General features: G+C 67.2%; 16 protein-coding genes. 10 read left to right on the forward strand and 6 right to left on the reverse strand.

Features of this window, described 5'->3' with window-relative positions; translation table 11 throughout:
* Position 1: 1 nt before the first annotated feature.
* Positions 2-1,387 carry a hypothetical protein gene (locus tag L1787_RS25115; RefSeq protein ID WP_235711835.1) on the reverse strand — a complete coding sequence of 462 codons (1,386 nt, stop codon included), beginning with the start codon at positions 1,385-1,387 and terminating at the stop codon, positions 2-4.
* Entirely contained in the window at positions 1,387-2,862 is a 1,476-nt protein-coding gene (locus tag L1787_RS25120) for a sulfatase-like hydrolase/transferase (protein ID WP_235711836.1), read from the reverse strand. Before L1787_RS25120 ends, L1787_RS25115 begins: the two co-directional genes overlap by 1 nt.
* Before the next feature lie 701 nt (positions 2,863-3,563).
* On the opposite strand from L1787_RS25120, the gene L1787_RS25125 reads away from it, so the two are divergent.
* Genes L1787_RS25125 through L1787_RS25150 form a run of 6 tightly spaced genes read left to right on the forward strand, consistent with a single transcriptional unit; the run spans position 3,564 to position 9,502 of the window.
* Entirely contained in the window at positions 3,564-4,544 is a 981-nt protein-coding gene (locus L1787_RS25125; protein ID WP_235711837.1) for a Bug family tripartite tricarboxylate transporter substrate binding protein, read from the forward strand.
* A 45-nt stretch (positions 4,545-4,589) separates the two neighbouring features.
* On the forward strand, positions 4,590-5,057 hold the full coding sequence (locus L1787_RS25130; RefSeq protein WP_235711838.1) for a tripartite tricarboxylate transporter TctB family protein: 468 nt from the start codon (positions 4,590-4,592) through the stop codon (positions 5,055-5,057).
* A 24-nt stretch (positions 5,058-5,081) separates the two neighbouring features.
* Positions 5,082-6,605, forward strand: coding sequence for a tripartite tricarboxylate transporter permease (locus tag L1787_RS25135; protein ID WP_235711839.1), 1,524 nt, complete (start codon positions 5,082-5,084; stop codon positions 6,603-6,605).
* A complete protein-coding gene (locus L1787_RS25140; protein WP_235711840.1) occupies positions 6,602-7,756 on the forward strand; it encodes a UxaA family hydrolase in 1,155 nt (384 codons plus the stop codon). Before L1787_RS25135 ends, L1787_RS25140 begins: the two co-directional genes overlap by 4 nt.
* Positions 7,753-8,055, forward strand: coding sequence for a UxaA family hydrolase (locus L1787_RS25145; RefSeq protein WP_235711841.1), 303 nt, complete (start codon positions 7,753-7,755; stop codon positions 8,053-8,055). Before L1787_RS25140 ends, L1787_RS25145 begins: the two co-directional genes overlap by 4 nt.
* The gene (locus L1787_RS25150) at positions 8,048-9,502 is read left to right on the forward strand and encodes a sulfatase-like hydrolase/transferase (protein WP_235711842.1); all 1,455 of its coding nucleotides are present in this window, start codon (positions 8,048-8,050) and stop codon (positions 9,500-9,502) included. The genes L1787_RS25145 and L1787_RS25150 overlap by 8 nt, the downstream gene beginning before the upstream one ends.
* Before the next feature lie 12 nt (positions 9,503-9,514).
* Here L1787_RS25150 and L1787_RS25155 read toward each other — a convergent pair whose 3' ends face one another.
* Positions 9,515-10,444, reverse strand: coding sequence for a LysR family transcriptional regulator (locus L1787_RS25155; protein WP_235711843.1), 930 nt, complete (start codon positions 10,442-10,444; stop codon positions 9,515-9,517).
* Between the two features lie 104 nt (positions 10,445-10,548).
* On the opposite strand from L1787_RS25155, the gene L1787_RS25160 reads away from it, so the two are divergent.
* From L1787_RS25160 to L1787_RS25175, 4 genes are read left to right on the forward strand one after another with little or no spacing between them, the layout of a single operon-like run.
* On the forward strand, positions 10,549-11,508 hold the full coding sequence (locus L1787_RS25160; RefSeq protein WP_235711844.1) for a tripartite tricarboxylate transporter substrate binding protein: 960 nt from the start codon (positions 10,549-10,551) through the stop codon (positions 11,506-11,508).
* Positions 11,509-11,543: 35 nt separating this feature from the next.
* On the forward strand, positions 11,544-12,029 hold the full coding sequence (locus L1787_RS25165; RefSeq protein ID WP_235711845.1) for a tripartite tricarboxylate transporter TctB family protein: 486 nt from the start codon (positions 11,544-11,546) through the stop codon (positions 12,027-12,029).
* Positions 12,030-12,035: 6 nt separating this feature from the next.
* On the forward strand, positions 12,036-13,544 hold the full coding sequence (locus tag L1787_RS25170; protein WP_235711846.1) for a tripartite tricarboxylate transporter permease: 1,509 nt from the start codon (positions 12,036-12,038) through the stop codon (positions 13,542-13,544).
* The gene (locus tag L1787_RS25175) at positions 13,541-14,992 is read left to right on the forward strand and encodes a sulfatase family protein (RefSeq protein WP_235711847.1); all 1,452 of its coding nucleotides are present in this window, start codon (positions 13,541-13,543) and stop codon (positions 14,990-14,992) included. Before L1787_RS25170 ends, L1787_RS25175 begins: the two co-directional genes overlap by 4 nt.
* Positions 14,993-15,049: 57 nt before the next feature.
* Here the strand turns inward: L1787_RS25175 and L1787_RS25180 are convergent, their stop codons facing one another.
* The 3 genes from L1787_RS25180 to L1787_RS25190 form a co-directional block, all read right to left on the reverse strand.
* Positions 15,050-16,183: a glycosyltransferase gene (locus L1787_RS25180; RefSeq protein WP_235711848.1), complete on the reverse strand. Its 1,134-nt coding sequence runs from the start codon at positions 16,181-16,183 to the stop codon at positions 15,050-15,052.
* A 339-nt stretch (positions 16,184-16,522) separates the two neighbouring features.
* Entirely contained in the window at positions 16,523-17,857 is a 1,335-nt protein-coding gene (locus L1787_RS25185; RefSeq protein ID WP_235711849.1) for a TRAP transporter large permease, read from the reverse strand.
* Complete coding sequence (locus L1787_RS25190) at positions 17,850-18,332, reverse strand: TRAP transporter small permease (RefSeq protein ID WP_235711850.1); 483 nt, start codon at positions 18,330-18,332, stop codon at positions 17,850-17,852. Before L1787_RS25190 ends, L1787_RS25185 begins: the two co-directional genes overlap by 8 nt.
* Positions 18,333-18,355: the final 23 nt, after the last annotated feature.

An 18,355-nucleotide genomic window follows, 5' to 3' on the forward strand; every position in this document is an offset into this window, starting at 1 on the left:
CTCAGCGCCCTTTCACGATCGCCCCGAGCGCGGCGAGCTTTTCGTCGGAGAGGTAGCCGTAGCGGTTCATCCACATACGCCCGTCCGCCGCCTCGAACGCGGCGCGGGCGCGGCGCGCGACGTCGTCCACGGGGCCATAGCCGTGTGAGAAGGCGGCGATCGGATAGTCGCGGCCCGTGGCGGCGCGCGCGGTTTCGATCTTGCGCACGATGGCCGCTTCGGTCGCCGGATGGGGCGCGTCGGGCTCGGGATAAATGAGAGCGGACAGGTCGGCCGGCGCGTCGCCGGTGTCGGTGATCGCGACGAGCGCCTTCGCGAGCGCCGCCGTGTCGACCGCATTGTCGCCCATCGCATCGCCCCAGTTCCGCAGCATCATGGGCCAGTGCATCGTGTAGAGCTTCACCCCGATTTCGGAGACGACCGACGAGGCGGCGGCGAAGTCGAAGCCGGAGAGATCGGTAAAGGGCGGCGGAAACGCTTGCGCAATCAGCGCGATCTCCTTCGGCAGCGCCGCCCGCCACGTCTCGAGCAGCTCGACCGACATGCGCCGCTTGACGGCGAAGAGGTCGGCGACGCCCGGCAGCGCCGTCTGAAGCCGTTCCAGCCAATGCTCCGCCGACGGCTCGGCGACGATCTTGGCGAGATAATCGTCGGTGAGGCCGGTGGTGAGGAGGGCGTGGAGCGCCATCGTGTCCCGCCGCATTCGCTCCCCGTCGATGCTCATCGTTTCGGCGACGACGATGGCGTGGGCGGAAAAGTCGAAGAAGATCGCATCGAAGGCGTAGGGCGGCACCTCGGGCCAGTCGATCCGCAGGGCGTCGATCTGCGGGTAGGTCTCGGCGAGGTCGCGCGCGAGGGCCTGGGCGTAAGCGAGGATCTGCGGCGCGGCGAGGCTCGCATTGAGGTCGACGCGGCCCGGCACCGGCCGATCGTCCGGCCCGAGCGGCTGATCCTCCTCGCGCGGGCCACCGAATTGCACCCGGTAGCCGGGCGGGATCACGGATTGCACCTGAAGGTGCACCGTCATCCCGCGCCGTTTCGCGGCGGCGATGAAGTCGGCGACGATGTGGCCGTCCCGCGCCGTAAGGTCGTCCGGCTCAGGCGGTTGATAGGCAAGGCCCTCATAGAGCGCCCGGTTGGGCTCGAAGCTCGGCGCGGTGCGCACCCAAAGATCGCGCTTGCCCCAGAGCGGGCGGTCGAGCAGGCGGACCTTGCCGGCCCCGCCGTCCGCCGGCGGCTCGCGCGAGCCGGTGCCCTCTTCGGCCGGTTCCATCACATAGGGGCTCGTCGCGATGGCGGTCGCGCCGGCGGCTTGCAGATTGTCGAGGACACGCTCGATGCCTTCCGCCTGCGCCCATTCCGGCAGGACGGTAATGCCGAACATCATCAGGAAGCACCTACAACGTTGGAGGGATCGTCGAGCGGCGGCTGCGGATAGTGGAGGCCCCGCTGGCCGGAAAGTCCGCGATTGGGGGAAGGGGTGAAATCGGGCGCGGGAGTGCCAACGAGCCGGCTCCCGTCATGATGGGCCTCGTCCTCGCCATAGAGCTCGGCGATCAGGCGGGCCGTCAGGTCGGCCTCGATCGCCGCATAGGCCGGATCACCGGCGCGATCGTCGCGTTCGGTCGGATCCGTTTCGAGGTCGAAGAGCTGGACGACATTGCCGGCGGGATACCAGATCAGCTTGTGGCGGCCATCATGGATCATCCGCGTCGCTTTCGGCCCGTCGAGCGCCTCGCAATAGAGCGTCTCGCGGCGCGCGTCGCCCACCATCGACAGCCCCTCGCAACCCGCAGGCACGTCGATCCCCGCCATGGCGAGGAGCGTCGGCATGATGTCCTGGAGGCCGACAAGACGAGGGTCGACCGTGCCCGCGCGGGCGCTGTCGCGCGCGGCCGGGACGAGGATCATCGGCACGTTCGCCGATCCCTCGTACATCAGCCGTTTCGCATAGAGGCCATAGTCGCCGAGCATGTCGCCATGGTCCGAGCAGAAGAGAATGATCGTGTCGTCGAGAATGTTCTCCTCGCGCAGGGTTCCGATGACGAGACGCAATTGCGCGTCGATATGGGTGCAGAGCGCATAGAAGGCGCGGCGCACATCGGCGAGGCGCTCCGGTGGGAGCTGCTCCCAGAAGCCGCGCGCCGAGGCGAGGGCATAGGGAACGTTCTCGGCCCATGGCGCGGTGAGCGCGGCGGGAATCTCGCGCCGCGCATAGCGCTCGAAATACGCCGCCAGCGGCACGATCGGCGGATGGGGCTGGGTGTAACTGAGGTGCCAGAACGCGGGGCGCGTCGGATCGCGCCGCTTGATCGTGCGGCACATCGCGAAGGTCGACCAGTTGGTGACGTGGCAATCCTCCGGCAGGTGCCAGGTGCGCCAGCCATAGTCATTGTTCGACATGCCGTGCATGAACTGCCGGCCCGGATAGCCGCGATCGGCGAGATAGAGATCGTAATCGTCGACGGTGCCGAGCTGCGGCCGGCCCTCTTCGGCGATCAACGCCTCCTCGAAACCGATCCGATCCCGTTGCGGATAGACGTGGAGCTTGCCGATGGCGGCGCTCTGATAACCGGCGTCCGTGAAGGTCCCGGCGAGCGTCGGACGGTCCGGCATTCTGAGCGCCGGCTCGAAGACGCGGTCGCCATGGGTGCGCGGCGCGGTGCCGGTCATCATCGTCCGTCGCGCGGGAATGCAGATCGGGCATTCGGAATAGGCACGCGGGTAGAGGATGCCGTTGCGCGCCAGTTGGTCGATTGTCGGCGTTTCGACGGTGGGATGACCGCGATGGCCGAAAAGCCGCCCCGGCCACTGGTCGACCGAGATGAACAGGACGTTCGGCCGCGCCGATCCCGTATTCATGCAATTCCCCCCGGATGCCGTTCGATTTCGCCCCGTTGCGCCGAGGCTTGTCCGCCTCTGCTCGAGGCAAATATATTGGCAAGGTCTAACCAACGAGACGGAAGGCGTCCACCGAAACCCTGGCGGCGCATGGCATCGCGCGACGCAGGACGGAGCGCGATGGCCGGTTCGTCCCCGATGCGCGCTTCACTCACCCGCGTCATCCGCCCGATGCGTGCGGACGCGGCGCGGACCGCCCTCCGGGTGGAGGCGGACACGGCATTTTTCCCCAATTGATCCACTTTCCCCAATCGATGTTCCGGGCGGCGCCGCCCCGCGATACCAGGCGTCTATCGCCGACGCCGCGATCGCGCACTAATATCCTTAAATACGATCTAACAGATCGGGTTTGTTGACAATGCCATCGAGACAGGAAATTCTAAGCGGCAGACGGCGCATCGCCTTCGAGTGGATCGAGGGAGTTTGCGCCGCATTCGCGGTGACGCCCGGCGCCCTCCGGCGACATGAAAGACAACGGATCGATCTCGACGAAACCAACAGCAAATCCCCGATCGACCTTAGGGAGATTCGTCGATGCTCGGTTGTTTGACTCGATGGTAAGGATAGATGATAGCGTGCCATTTCCTAGAAGAAACGTCGCCCTACACTGCCGCCGTGCTTGGCGGGGCAACAATCGGCAACAGCCGTCGGGAGGAAAATCGATGATCAAGCAGTTCGCCGTGGCCGGGCTCGCGGCCGCTTTATCGATGGGCATGGCCTCGTCCGCCTTGGCCGAATGGCCGGAAAAGCCCATCAAGGTGATCGTGCCGTTCAAGGCCGGCGGAACGTCGGACCAGGTGACGCGCGCGTTCCAGGTGGCGATCCAAGAGAGTGAGATCCTGCCCCAGCCGCTCACCGTCGTGAATGTCGGCGGGCATTTCTCGATCGGGGCGCGGCAGGTGATGGAAGCCAATCCCGACGGCTACACCTTCCTGACGCTGCATATCGCGCTGATGGGCGGTGAGGCGGCGGGGCTCTTCCCGTTCGGCTATCGCGATTTCACGCCGGTCGCCACGACGGGCGAATTCTGCGTGCTGCCGGTCGTGCGGAAGGATTCGGGCATCGATTCGGTCGAGCAGCTCCTCGAAAAGGCGAAGGACGAGCCCGACACGCTGATTTTCGGCGCCAATCTCGGCGCGATCAATCACATGGGCGGCATCCAGCTCGAGAACCTCGTCGACGGCGCGAAATTCCGCTTCGTCCAGATCGGCGGCGGCACGGCGAACTTCACCGCGCTGATGGGCGGGCAGACCGACGCCTCCGTCCTCTCCGCCGCCGAGGTCGCGAACTTCACGCTCAATCCGGACGGTACCGAGCTCTCCGACGCGCAGATCAAGCCGCTCGCTTATACCGGCCCGGAACGCCTCGAGAGTCTGCCCGACGTGCCGACCCTCCAAGAGCTCGGCTATGACATGAACTACTGCATCCAAAGCTGGTGGTTCGCGCCGAAAGGCACGCCGCAAGAGGCGATCGACGGCCTCGCCCAGGCGCTCGAGGACGCCTCCGGGACCGATCGCGTGGCGAAGTTCTACAAGGACAAGATGTTCGGCTCGGTCTTCCTCAAGGGGGACGAGATGGCCGCATCGCTGGACGAGACCTGGGACCGGATCGAGCCGGTCGCCAAGCAAGCCGCGCAGAAATAATCGAGCGATGCGCGGCGTCTCGATGATCGGACGACGGGGACGAGGATGACCAAAACCGCCCGCTGGGCGCTCGGCGTCAGCGTCTTCTTCGTTCTCGTGTGTCTCGCGGTCCTTTGGGAAACGCGAGACATCCCGCCCGGAACGTTCGAGCCGCTCGGCTCGGCGCCGGTGCCGCAGGGGACGGCGCTGCTCGTCCTCGCCCTTTCCGTCGTGATCGGCCTGTCGGCCTGGCGTTCGCGCGGCGAGGATCCGCCGATCGATCCGTCCGAACGGCCCCATGTCGTCGATGCGGCGGCAACGGCGATCCTCACGGTCGCCTATGTCGCCGCCCTCCAGGCGCGGCTTCTCGACTTCGCCCCGATGACGACGCTCTACCTCTTCGCGACCATCGGCTTTCTCACGCGCTTTCGTCTGCGCGCGCTAATCGTCGCCGCCATCGTCTCCGCGGCGATGGGGTGGGGCGCCGCCTTCATCTTCACCCGCTTTTTCGTCGTCGATCTGCCGGGCCTTTGATGCCCGCGTCCCCTGGAGTTTGAGATGATCGAGGGCCTCTTCGGCGCCTTGGCGCATCTGATGACGCCGCTGCCGTTTCTCTATGTCCTGATCGGCACGGTTTCGGGCATCATCGTCGGCGCGATCCCCGGCCTTTCGGGCGCCATGCTGATCGCGCTCACCCTGCCGCTGACATTCTACATGCAACCCGTCAACGCGGTGATCCTCTTGATCGGCATGTATGTCGGCTCGATCACCGGCGGCCTCATCACCGCGACGCTTCTCAGAATGCCGGGGACGCCGTCCAATGTGGTGACCACCTTCGACGGGCATCCGATGGCGATGGCCGGCAAGCCCGGTCGCGCGCTCGGCCTTGGGATCGCGGCCTCCTTCATCGGTGGTCTCGTCTCCTGGGTGGTGCTCCTCTTCCTCGCCAAGCCGCTGTCGATCTGGGCGACGCGGTTCGGTCCGTTCGAATATTTCACCCTCATCCTGATGGCGATGGTGCTGATCGCGTCGGTGACGCAAGGCTCGATGGTCAAGGGGCTCGTCTCGGGCTTTCTCGGGATGCTCGTGTCGATGCCGGGGGTCGACCCGTCCTCCGGTCAGCCGCGCCTCACCTGGGACTGGTACGTCCTCAATGGCGGGCTGAAGCTCCTGCCCGTGCTGATCGGCATCTTCGCGGTCAGCCAGGTGATCGGCGATATCGTTACCATCGGCAAACGGATGGAGCGGATCGAGACACGTGTTTCGGGCATGCTGATGTCGTTCAAGGACTGGCGCGACCAGGCCTTCAACATGCTGCGCTCCTCGCTGATCGGCACCTGGGTCGGCATCCTGCCGGGCATCGGCGCCTCGATCGGCTCGATCATGGCCTACACCGCCGCCCGCAATATGAGCCGCAAGCCCGAGGAATATGGGAAAGGCTCGGAAGAGGGGATCGTCGCGTCCGAAGCGGCCAACAACGCCACCATCGGCGGCGCGCTCATTCCGCTGATCGCGATGGGCATTCCGGGCTCGGTGATCGACGCGATCCTGATCGGTGCGCTGATGATCCACTCGATCACGCCGGGGCCGACGCTCTTCATCACCAACGGCGATGTCGTCTGGGCGATGATCGCGACGGCGCTCGTCGCCAATGTCGTGATGTTCCTTGCGATGATGGGTTCGGTCCGTCTCGTCGCGCGCATCATGTACGTGCCGCGGACCTTCCTTCTGCCGGTGATCCTCGTCTTCTGCATCATCGGCACGTTCGCGCTCGACAACACGATGTTCGATGTGTGGGTGATGCTGATCTTCGGCGTCGTCGGCTATGCGATGGAACGGGCCGGCTTCCCGCTCGGCCCCTTCGTCATCGGCTTCGTGCTCGCGCCGCTGATGGAGGAGAAACTGCGCTCCGGGCTGATGATGACGGCCGGCTCGATCGAGCCGATCTTCACCCGGCCCTTGTCGCTGACCTTCCTGATCATCGCGATCCTTCTCCTCCTCACCCCCTTCTTCCGCGTCTGGCGGGAGGGACGGGCGCGGCGGCGCGCGGCGACGGCGGCGGCGGCGGCGGACGAAGCATGATGACCTTCCTCGGCTATCGGCGCGCCGATGGGCGCGTCGGCACGCGAAACCACGTCCTCGTCCTGTCGGTCACGGGCCTCACCGGCCCGTCCGCGCGGCGGATCGCGGCGAGCGTCAAGGGCGCCGTCTTCGCCGGGACGCCCTATGGCAGCGGCCTCCTCGGTGAAGACCGGGCGATCCACGAGCGCGCCCTTGCGGGATTGGCCGCGCATCCGAACGCCGGCGCCGTCCTGGTGATCGGCGCGGACGAGCCGCTCGTCGAGAGTGTCGCGGCGGCGGTGCCGGAGGGCATCCCGGTCGAGGCGCTCGCCTTCGACCGATGCGGCCACGACGCGCTGCGTCTCGTCGATACGGGCGTGCGCCATGCCGCGCGGATGGCGTGGCGCCTGTCGCGTGCCAGGCGGGAGGAGGCGCCGTTGTCGAGCCTCGTGCTCGGGCTCGAATGCGGGCGCTCCGATCCCTCTTCGGGCCTCGTCGCCAATCCGACGATCGGCCGCGTCGCCGACCGTGTCGTCGCGGCCGGCGGCACCGCGATCCTGGGCGAAACGGTGGAATGGCTCGGTGCCGAGGACCGGATCGCGGCGCGTGCGGCCGATCCGGCGCTCGGCGAGGCGCTGGTCGCGGCGGTGCTGCGACGCGAGGCGGCGGCGGTCGCCGCCGGCATTGACCTCACCGGCACCAATCCGAGCCGCACCAACATCGATGGCGGTCTCACGACGATCGAGGAAAAGTCCCTCGGTGCGGTCGCAAAGTCCGGCCAGAGCCCGATCGCCGGTCTCGTCGGCTATGGCGAGCCGCCGCGCGCGTCGGGGCTCCATTTGATGGACGCGCCGGCCTATGCGCCGGAATCGTTGACGGGCTTCGTCGCCGCCGGCGCGAACCTCATCCTCTTTGCGACCGGCGTCGGTAATTCCTACGGCGCGCCGCTCGCCCCGACACTCAAGGTGACGGGCAACCCCGACACCGCCGCCCGCCTCACCGAGCAGATCGACGTCGACCTCTCCCCCGCCTTCGAGGGCAAGGAGACGCCCGAGGACGCGGCGGACCGGCTCCTCGCCGCCGCCATCGCGACCGCGTCGGGCGCGGCGACCTTCGCCGAGATTTTCGGCGATGGCGATGAGGTGATCAGCCGCTTCGGAGCCGCCTTATGACGGTCGAGACCTCCGCGATCGTCCTCCATGAGACGGACGATGTCGCGACCGCGCTCGTTCCGGTCTCCGCCGGAGACGTTCTCACCATCGCAACACCTGCCGGGCCGTTGGAAATTACGGCGGAGCGGGCGGTGCCTCGCTGCCACAAGATCGCCGTGAGGGCGGTCGAGGCCGGCGCGCCGGTGCGCAAATACGGCGCGGTGATCGGCGTCGCGACACGGGCGATCGCACCGGGCGAGCATGTCCATGAGCACAATCTCGTAAGCCGCAGGGCGCGGCCGGGCGGACCGAATGGCTGACGCGAAGAACCTCCTTTTCATCTTTTCCGACCAGCACACGCGCGCGATCGCCGGTCCCTATGGCGACACGGTGGTCGAGACCCCGGCGCTCGACCGGCTCGCCGCCGAAGGCGTCACCTTCGACGCCGCCTATTGCCCGTCGCCGATCTGCGTGCCGAGCCGCATGTCGATGCTGACGGCGCGCTGGCCGCATCGCCAGGATTGCTGGACGAACGACGATATCCTCCCGTCCGGCCATCCGACATGGCTTCACGCGATGGGGGCGGGCGGGCATCGCCCCGTCCTCATCGGCCGCCTCCATGCGCTCGGGCCGGACCAGCGGCACGGCTATGCCGAGCGCCTCGTGGGGGAGCATTCGCCGAATTATCCCGGCCCGCCGCGCCACGATCTCGGCCCGCTCGCCGGTGCCAACGATCCCGATCCGCGATCCCTCGCGGCGGTCGGTGCCGGGCGCAGCGCCTATCAGGCGAAGGACGAGGCGGTGGTCGAGACCGCCGTCGATTGGCTGAAGGCGAACGGCCGCGAGCCCTTCTGTCTCACTGTCGGGTTGATGCTGCCGCACCCGCCTTATGTCGCGGACGAGGCGGCCTATCGCCATTATGAGGGCCGCGTTCCGCCGCCGACACGCGGCGTGCCGGAGGACGAGCCGCCGTTCTACGCCTGGTGGCGCCGCGACAGGGGCATTGAGACCCCGCCGCCGGAGGCGATCGAACGGGCACGCACCGCTTATTATGGCCTCGTCCACCGCACCGACGAGATGATCGGCCGACTGATCGCGACGCTCGAGGAGCTCGGCGTTCTCGACGACACGCTCGTCGTCTACGCCTCCGATCATGGCGACCATATCGGCGAGCGAGGCCTCTTCTGGAAGCACACGTTCTACGAGGAATCGGCCGGTATTCCGCTGCTGATGCGGCTTCCGGGCGTCCTTCCGGCGGGCGAGCGGCGCGGCAACGTGGTCAATCTCGTCGACCTGTCCCAGACGATGCTCGACGCGCTCGGCGCGCCGACGCTGCCGAACGCCGACGGCACCAGCTTCTGGCCCCTCGCCAAGGACGGCGCGAGCCCGTGGGCCGACGAGACGTTCTGCGAATATTGCACCGACACCGTACCCTATTGGACCGGTGGCCGCGCCGTGCGGCAGCGGATGGTTCGCGCCGGCCGCTATAAGCTCGTCGTCTTCGACGAGGAGGCGCCACTGCTCTTCGACCTTGCGGCCGATCCGGGCGAGACGCGCAATCTCGCCGAGGAGCCGGGCCACGCCGCGATCCGCCGCCAGCTCGAGCGGCGGGTGCGGGAGGGCTGGGACCCGGTGGCGATCGGCGCGCGCATGGAACGGGCGCGGCGGGACAAGAACATCCTCGCCGATTGGGCGCGGACGGTCCGGCCGGAGAGCGAACACGTGTGGGACTTCGATCCCGCGATCAACACCCTCGCGGACGGCTGAGGCCCTCGCGGCTCAGACGAGCGGATCGGCATCGCGGCAGATCCGCTCGATCTCCGCGATCAACGCCTCGGCCGCCGGGTTCGGCGCCGCCCCGCGACGCATGATGAGGCCGGCCGATCGCCGCCAGCGGGCCGCGGGCACGTCGAGCGGCACGATCATGCCGGGTTCGCTCTCGCGAAGCTGCCCGATCGCGTGGAAGCTCAGATAGTCGCCCCCCTCCATCAGCGAGATCTTGAGGGCGGAAATGTCTGTCTCGATGATCGCATCGGGCGGCGGCAGGCCGTGCGCCTGGAAGATCGCGGCGAGACGCAAGACGAGTTGAGCCCCGCGTCCAGCGAGGATCCACGGATAGGCGAGGAGCGTCGCGAGCTCGATCGGCCCGGTGTCGGCGAGCGGATGGCCGGCGCGGGCGATGATGCCATATTCGTCGTCGATCAGCGGGCGGCCGGCAAAATCCGGCTCGACCGGGGTCGGCGCCGGCATCGCCGCCAGCACGAGATCGAGCTCGCCCGCCCGCAACCGCGCCTTGAGCTGATCGTCCATCCCGCCGAAGATTTCGAGATGCACCAGCGGCCAATCCTCGCGAAAGGCCGCGATCGCCTCCGGCAGCACCGAGCGCTGCCATGATGGCCCGGCGCCCACTTTCACGCGGCCGAGAAGGCCCTGTTTCAAGGCGGCGACCTCGTCGCGCGCCTCGCGCTGGCTCGCGCGCACGAGGCGCGCATGACGCAGCAGCACGCGCCCATAAACCGTGAGCGTGACCCCGCGGGGGCGGCGATCGAAGAGGGCGGCGCCGACTTCGTCCTCGAGCCGGCGCACGGCCTTGGTCAGTGCCGGTTGGCTGACGCCGAGCCGATCGGCCGCGGCGCGAAAACTGCCGAACTCTTCGATAGCGACCAAGTAGTCGGCGATCCGATCGTCCATCGCCGAATGATAACCCAAGGTTATCGCGTGCTCAACAGATGATGCTTGTCGCTGCGTCCGGGCTGATGTCAACTCGATTGATAAAAATCACAAGGCCGACTGGCCAAAGGGAGGATCGCACCATGGTCCGCACGTTCACGCGTCGCTCCGCGCTCGCCTGCGCGCTCGCGCTTGCCCTGCCGCTTCCGGCGTTCGCCTTTCCCGATCAACCGATCAAGGTGGTCGTCCCGACCGATCCCGGCGGCGCGATCGACGGTATCGCCCGCGTCTTCCAGAAAGCGTTCGAGACGAACGATTTTCTCCCGAGCAGCGTCGTCGTCCTCAACATGGCCGGCGCCGGTGGCACGATCGGCACCCGCGCGATCAAGGACGCCGAGCCCGACGGCTACACGATCGGCCTCTGGCACGACGGCATCGTGACCTCGAAGGCGATGGGCGTCGCCGATTTCGACCAGACCGATTTCGAGATCATCGGCGCGACGGGATTTGCCGATCTCGGCCTCGCGGTCTCGCAAAAGAGCGATTTCGCCTCCTTCGAGGACATGCTCGCTTTTGCGAAGGAGAATCCGAAAACGGTGAAGGTCGCCGCCAATATCGGCCTGCCGGTCCATTTCGTCCCGATGCGTGTCGCGACCGAGGCGGGCGCCGATCTTCGCTATGTCCAGGTCGGTGGTGGGGCGAAGCGCTATCAGTCGCTGCTGGGCGGTCACACCGACACCGCGCTTTTCTCCACCCAGGAGCTCGTGCAGTTTCAGGAATCCGGTCTGAGGCCGATCCTGATGTTGACCGAAGAGCGCGTCGCCGACCTTCCCGACGTTCCGACCGCCAAGGAGCTCGGCATCGAGGTCGTCGCGCCGTCGCCGCGCATCTGGCTCGCGCCGAAGGGCACCCCGGCCGACCGGCTCGAGATCCTGCGCAACGCCTTTCGTGACGCGATGAACGACGAGACCGTCGCCCAGCAGCTCCGCGATTTCGGCCTCAATCCGACCTTCGTGGAGGCGGACGCCGTGCGCAATCAGCTCCAGGTGGCGCTCGACGAGACATTGCCCTTGGTGCCGCAGGCGCGCCAGGTCGAGAAATAGCGCGCGCGCCGGAGGGCCTGACGATGGCGTCGCGATTGACCGAACTTTTCGGCGCGAGCCGGACCCCGCGCGGCGACGTCGCCCTGTCGCTCGCGGTGCTCGCCTTGGCGGGGATCATGTGGTGGCAGGCGCTCAAGATCCCGCCGCCTTTCTTCGATCCGCTCGGCTCGGCCGTCGTGCCGAAAAGCGTCGCGATCGCCCTCGCGCTGTTCGCCGCGATCATGCTCCTGCGCGCCCTCAACGCCCGGCCATGGCCCGCGCGAGAGCGGGAGACCGGCTACCGGCCGCGGCCGGACATCGCGGCCGGCATCTTCCTCCTCGCGGCGGCCTATGTCGGTGCGATGGCGCTCGGCCTCCTCTCCTTCGAGATCGCGACGATCCTCTTCCTCGCGGCCGGAACGGCGCTGCTCGCCCGGTTCGAGCGGCGCACCGTCCTTCTCGGCGCCGCGATCGCGCTCCTTCTCGGGATCGGGGGGACGCTCCTCTTCACCCATGTCTTCTACATCGACTTGCCGCGGTGAGTGATGGTGACTGATCTGTTCGGTGCGCTCGCCTACATTGCGAGCCCGGTTCCCTTCTTCTGGGTCCTGCTCGGGACGACGCTCGGCATCTTCGTCGGCGCGGTTCCCGGCCTCACCGGGGGTATGCTGATCGCGCTCAGCATTCCCTTGACCTTCACGATGAACTCCACCCACGCCCTCATCCTGATGGTGGCGATGTATGTGGGTTCGGTCTCGGGCGGCCTCATCAGCGCGACGCTCCTCAAGATGCCGGGCACGCCGTCCTCCGTGATGACGACCTTCGACGGCTATCCGATGGCCGCGCGCGGTGAGGCGGGGCGGGCGCTCGGCCTGTCGATCGGCGCCTCGCTCGTCGGCGGCCTCGTCGCCGGTGTCTTCATCGTGGTGCTGTCGGTGCCGCTCTCGCGCTGGGCGACGACGTTCGGCCCGTTCGAATATTTCGCGATGGTGCTGATGGCGCTGGTGCTGATCGCCTCGATCAGCCAAGGCTCGATGGTGAAGGGCCTTCTCGCCGGCGCGCTCGGCATCGCCTTCGCGCTGCCCGGCCTCAATCCGTCGGACGGTCAGCTCCGCCTCACCTTCGGCTGGCACGAACTCGACGCGGGGTTCGATCTCCTCCCGGTCCTTCTCGGCGTGTTCGTGATGAGCCAGATCATCATCGACGCCCTCGAGATCGAGAAGAAGGGGCAGCCCATCTCGGTCGGCGGGGCGAAGGTGCTCCTGTCGCTCTCCACCTGGCGGCGGCACTGGGGCAACCTCCTACGCTCCTCGGTGATCGGAACGTGGATCGGCATCCTGCCCGGCGTCGGCGCGTCGATCTCCTCGATGGTCGCCTATGCGACGGCGCGGTCGGTCTCGAAAGAGCCGGAGGCGTTCGGAACCGGCTCGGAGGAGGGCATCGTCGCCTCCGAGGCGGCGAACAACGCCAATGTCGGCGGCGCGCTCATTCCGCTGATCACGATGGGCATTCCGGGGAGCCCGATCGACGCGATCCTTCTCGGTGCGCTGATCCTTCACAACATCCAGCCGGGGCCGCTGCTCTTCGTCAACAATGCCGATTTCGTCTGGGCCCTGATCGCGGCCTATCTCGTCGCCAACATCCTGATGTTTGCGATCATGACGCTGTGCGTGAAGTGGATCGCGCGCCTCATGGTGGTCGACCGAGCGCTGCTCCTGCCGGTGATCTTCGTCGCCTGCGTCGTCGGGTGCTACGCGCTCCACAATCGCATGTTCGACGTTTGGGTCATGGTCTTTTTCGGCCTCGTCGGCTTCGCGATGGCGCGGTGCAAGGTGCCGCTCGGCCCGTTCGTCATCGGCTTCGTCCTCGCCGGGATCCTGGAGGAGGATCTGCGCTCCGGCATGCAGCTCTCCGATGCCGGCTTCTGGGGGATCCTCGATCGTCCCATCGCGCTCGGCTTCATCGCCGTTTCCGTTCTCACCCTCATTTGGCCGTTCGCCCAATCGGCCCTTGCACGAAGGGCGCGTGACCGGCGCGCCAAGGAGACCACTACGTGACGAATGTCCTCTTCATCATGTCGGACGAGCATTCCAAGCGCGTCGCGGGATGCTACGGCAACGATGTCGTCAAGACGCCGAACATCGACCGGCTCGCGGCCTCGGGCACGACCTTCGATGCGGCCTATACGAATTGCCCGATCTGCGTGCCGGCGCGGGCCTCCTTCGCGACGGGCCGGCATGTCTACGAGATCGGCAACTGGGACAACGCCTTTCCCTATGACGGCACGCCGCCGGGCTGGGGGCACCGGCTACAGGCGGCAGGCCATCGCACCGATTCCATCGGGAAGCTCCATTATCGCAGCGTCGAGGACGAGGCGGGGTTCGACGAGGAGATCCTCCCGCTCCACGTTCTGAACGGCGAGGGCGACGTCCAGGGCATGATCCGCCGGCCGCCGCCCAAGCGCCCGTCGACCGCTTCGCTCGCCGGGGACGCGGGGCCGGGCGAATCGACCTATGTCGCCTATGATCGCAAGATCCGGGACGCTGCCTGCGCGTGGCTGGAGCGCGCCGCCGCCGACCCGTCGCAGAAGGGGTGGACGTGTTTCGTCTCGTTCGTCTGCCCGCATTTCCCATTGGTCGCGCCGCAGGAATTCTTCGACCTCTATCCGCTCGATTCGCTGCCGATGCCGGGCCTCAGAGGCCCCGACGATTTCCCGGATCATCCGGTCCTTAGGACGCTGCGCGAGGTGCAGTCCTACGAGGATTATTTCCGCGACGAGACCCATGTCAGGACGGCGATCGCCGCCTATTACGGCATGGTCTCCTTCCTCGACGACAATATCGGCCGCATCATGCGCACCTTGCGCGAGACCGGCCTCGCCGAGGATACGCTCGTCGTCTACACCTCCGACCATGGCGACAATCTCGGCACGCGCACCTTCTGGGGTAAATCGAATATGTACGAGGAATCAGCCGGGATTCCGCTGATCATGTCCGGTCCCGGCGTGCCGGCCGGCCAGCGCGTCGCGACGCCGGTCTCGCTGGTCGATGCGCACCCGACGATCCTCGAGGCGGTGGGCCTCGAGCCCCATCCGGACGACAGCGATCTTCCCGGCCGCTCGCTCCAGTCGATCATCGGCGGCGCGGACCCCGATCGCACGGTGCTCAGCGAGTATCACGCCGTGGCGTCGATCACGGGGATCTTCATGGTCCGCTTCGGACGCTACAAATACGTCCATTATGTCGGCCATCGGCCGCAGCTCTTCGACCTCGAGGCCGATCCGCTCGAGACCCAGGATCTCGCCGTCGATCCGTCGAGCGCGGCGCTGCTCGCCGAAGGGGAACGGCGGCTGCGCGAAATCTGCGACCCCGATGCCGTGAACGCGCGCGCGTTCGCCGATCAGGAGGCGCGGATCGAACGGCTGGGCGGTCTCGAAAAGGTGCGCAGCGCCGGCACCTTTCCCTATACGCCGGCCCCAGGCGAGACGCCGCGCGTCTCGGGCTGACGCCACGTCCGCGCTGCCGCTCGGTGGGCCGCCGGCCCGCGCGAGCGGCCTCCGCGCCTAGTGCCGGGGTGCGGCGAACGGGGCGAGGTCGTCGCGGGCGACGGGGGCGCCGAGGAGCGTGCGGTAGAGATCGCGATAGCCGCGCGTCATCGCGCTCAACGAATATTCGACGGCGCGCTCGCGGGCGATCTCCCCGGCCCGCGCACATGCCGCGGGATCGTCGAGAAGGGTGTCGATCGCGGTCGCGATCGCCGGAGCGTCGTCGGGATCGACGAACGAGGCCGCGCCGTCCCAGAGCTCGCGCATCGTCGGGATGTCGCCGAGGATGAGCGCCATCTTGGCCCGCGCGGCTTCGAGGACGCCGAGCCCGAACGGCTCGTAGCGGGCCGGCGCGACGAAGACCGAGGCCGCGAGGGCGCTGTGCTCGAGGGCCGGCGCATCGATCCGCCCGAACGTCGTGAGGCCGCGCGGTGTCGGCACGCCGCCATCGCCTTCGGAGGGCAGCGCCGTCGTCGGAACGTGCTCGCGCGTCAGCTCGCCGACGAGGGCGATGGGGTATTTGACGAGCGGGGCCGCATCGCGCAGGCGCGTCAAATTCTTCGCTTCGTCCCAGAAGCGCCCGGCGGCGAGCGCAAAGGGTGCCTTCGGCGGCAACACCCCGAGACATTCCGAGCGGCCATGATGGATGACGTGCGCCTTGCGCATTGCGCCATATTCCGCCTCGACCGCGGCGAGATGGGAGGCCGTCGGGGCGACGACCGCGTCGGCCGCCTGAATGCCGCGCTTCACGCGCTGGCGATATTCGTTCCACTCGAAGGGAGAGGGGGCGCCGTTCACCGCGCGCCAGCGGGTCGGAATGCAGGAATGGGCGACACTGACGACCGGCGCGGCAAAGTCCGCCGCCGCGTTCGCATAGCCGTTGACGTGGACGATATCGGGGCGGATCTCGGCTTCGAGATCCCGCAGGATCGCGTTGGTCTCGGCGAGATCGGCCTCCGGGTCGTCCATCCATTCGAGCTTCAACTCGCTCCGCACGAGGCGCAGATTGGGCCGATGCCCCGCCTCGACCATCCGCTCGAGGCTGAGCGGACCACCGGAGACGAACAAGGTGACTTCGACATCGACCGTGGCGAGACCGCTGACGAGGTCCATCGCGTAGGTCCACACGCCGCCCGTGCACTCAGTCGTCATCAGGACGCGCTTCATGCCGAAGCCCACCGCGCGGGGATGCGTTTGATGGGAAAACCGGTCGAGCCGAGCGGCGCGAGGAGCGGGCGTTCGCAGATCACTGGTTGGCCGCCCGACAGGCCGTTCCGTCCGTTATGGATGCCATCCCGGCGTGCGTTGTGCGTGCAATGAGGCACGTACATCCTTTCCGAAGCAGTTGCCGACACGAAGATCGCTGTTCGCGCCGCCTGGGTAACGACGCGAGCGGCGCGAGATCGTTCCACGCGCATTCAAGATGGTCGCCAAAAGCCGGTCAGGCGTTCGGGAAAGATCCTGAACTCGTATGGCAAGTTCTTCTCAACGCTATCGCAGAAGGTCGACGAGCATCAAGGACAGACGCGGCCATGCCGCGACGATCGCGAGACCGACGAGGCTCGTGAGGAGAAACGGCACGGCGCCTGCGGATATGCGGTGGAGCGGCAGGCGCGTGATGAAGGCTGCGACAAAAAGGTTGATGCCGACCGGCGGCGTGAAGAGGCCGATCGCGAGCCCGATCATCATGGTGACGCCGAACCAGGTGAGGTTCCAATCGAGCTCGCGCGCGACGGGCAGGAAAATCGGCAGCGCGATGAACATGATGGTGATCGCGTCCATGAACATCCCCGCGATCAGCACCACGACGAGGACGACGATGAGGATCACCGCCTGGTTGGAGCTGATCGAGAGGAGGCCCGCCGAATATTGGCCGACGACGTCGTCGACGGTGATCACCCAGCCGAAGAGACTCGCATAAGCGACCACGAGCATCACGACGGCTGAGGCGGCGGAGGATTCCACCAGCGCATCGAAGAGCCGCGAAAAGGTCAGCGTGCGGTAGATGAAGATACCGACAAAGAGGGCGTAGACGGCCGCGACGATCGCCGCTTCCGTGGGCGTGAAGGCGCCCGAATAGATCCCGCCGAGGATCACGACCGGGGTGAGGAGGCCCCAGAAGGATTCGACGAAGGCGGTGGCGAGGCGCTTGCCGTAAGGCGCGGCCGCCTCGTCCGGCGGCACCAGCGCGCCGATTGCGGCGTTGGTGTGGGCAAGGCCGCGCCCGTCGCGCACGGTATGGGCGAAAGGCAGGGCCGCGAGCATCAGCGCCCCGCAGACGAGCCCCGGTATGATCGCCGCGATGAAGAGCTCCGAGATCGAGGTCTCGGCGATCACGCCATAGATCACGAGGCCGATCGAGGGCGGGATGACGATCGAGAGCGCCGCCCCCGTGCAGACGAGGCCGGCGGCGAAGGCGCGGCTATAGCCGTCCTCCTCCATGCCCTTGATGATCAGCGGGCCGATCGCCGCGACCGAAGCCGGACCCGAACCCGACACCGCCCCCCAGAAAAGGCAGACGACCGTGCCGACGACCCCCATGCCGCCGGGCAAGCCCCCGACGAGGATGCGGAAGAAGCGGATCAGCCGTTCCGCGATCCCGACCGTTCCCATGAGGTTGCCGGCGAGGATGAAGAAGGGGATCGCGAGGAGCGTATATTTCGCGATCCCCGTCGAGATGAGGTCGCCGACGAGATCGAGCCCGAATCCGAGCTGCCACATCGCGAACATCGCCGACAGGCCGAGCGCGAAGGCCACCGGCACCTGAAGCGCGAGGAGCACGAAGAAGAGCACGATCATTTGCGTGCCGGCGCTCATATCAAGCATCGGCGGCGATCTCCTGCGCGAGTTCGCGGTGGATGCGCCAAGCGTGTTCCAGATAGCGCACGAGAACGAGGAGGAAGCCGAACGGCAAGCCGATCGTATACCACCAGGCCGGCACCAGGAGCGCGTAGGAAACGGTGCCCGACTGGATCTGATGGGAGACGAGCTGCCAGGAGAACCAGGCCGACAGGAAGAGGAGCATGGCCGCCAGAACCGTCGTCACGTGGAGCGCGAGGATGCGGACCCGGACCGGCAACAGGTCGAAGACGAGCGTGACGGCGAGATGTTCGCCCCGCCGCGCGGCGATCGCCGCGCCGAGGATCGTCAGCAACAGGAAGCCGTTGACGAGGATCTCCTCCGTCGCCGCGAAGGAACGGTCAGTCAGATAGCGCACGACGACATTGGCGAATCCGATCCCCGTCATCGCGGCGAGGATGACGGCGCATAGGATCTTCTCGGCGTTCGCCAGAAGCCTCATTCGCAAAGCCTTGTCGTCGGGAG

The organism is Acuticoccus kalidii, from assembly GCF_021556395.1.
Taxonomy (GTDB): domain Bacteria; phylum Pseudomonadota; class Alphaproteobacteria; order Rhizobiales; family Amorphaceae; genus Acuticoccus; species Acuticoccus kalidii.

Excerpts from the sequence above, each read along its gene's own strand:
- L1787_RS25145 (WP_235711841.1), top strand. The coding sequence starts at position 7,753 with ATGACGGTCGAGACCTCCGCGATCGTCCTCCATGAGACGGACGATGTC.
- L1787_RS25185 (WP_235711849.1), bottom strand. The coding sequence starts at position 17,857 with ATGCTTGATATGAGCGCCGGCACGCAAATGATCGTGCTCTTCTTCGTG.
- L1787_RS25130 (WP_235711838.1), top strand. The coding sequence starts at position 4,590 with ATGACCAAAACCGCCCGCTGGGCGCTCGGCGTCAGCGTCTTCTTCGTT.
- L1787_RS25125 (WP_235711837.1), top strand. The coding sequence starts at position 3,564 with ATGATCAAGCAGTTCGCCGTGGCCGGGCTCGCGGCCGCTTTATCGATG.
- L1787_RS25115 (WP_235711835.1), bottom strand. The coding sequence starts at position 1,387 with ATGATGTTCGGCATTACCGTCCTGCCGGAATGGGCGCAGGCGGAAGGC.
- L1787_RS25190 (WP_235711850.1), bottom strand. The coding sequence starts at position 18,332 with ATGAGGCTTCTGGCGAACGCCGAGAAGATCCTATGCGCCGTCATCCTC.
- L1787_RS25135 (WP_235711839.1), top strand. The coding sequence starts at position 5,082 with ATGATCGAGGGCCTCTTCGGCGCCTTGGCGCATCTGATGACGCCGCTG.
- L1787_RS25140 (WP_235711840.1), top strand. The coding sequence starts at position 6,602 with ATGATGACCTTCCTCGGCTATCGGCGCGCCGATGGGCGCGTCGGCACG.
- L1787_RS25180 (WP_235711848.1), bottom strand. The coding sequence starts at position 16,183 with ATGACGACTGAGTGCACGGGCGGCGTGTGGACCTACGCGATGGACCTC.
- L1787_RS25120 (WP_235711836.1), bottom strand. The coding sequence starts at position 2,862 with ATGAATACGGGATCGGCGCGGCCGAACGTCCTGTTCATCTCGGTCGAC.
- L1787_RS25150 (WP_235711842.1), top strand. The coding sequence starts at position 8,048 with ATGGCTGACGCGAAGAACCTCCTTTTCATCTTTTCCGACCAGCACACG.
- L1787_RS25160 (WP_235711844.1), top strand. The coding sequence starts at position 10,549 with ATGGTCCGCACGTTCACGCGTCGCTCCGCGCTCGCCTGCGCGCTCGCG.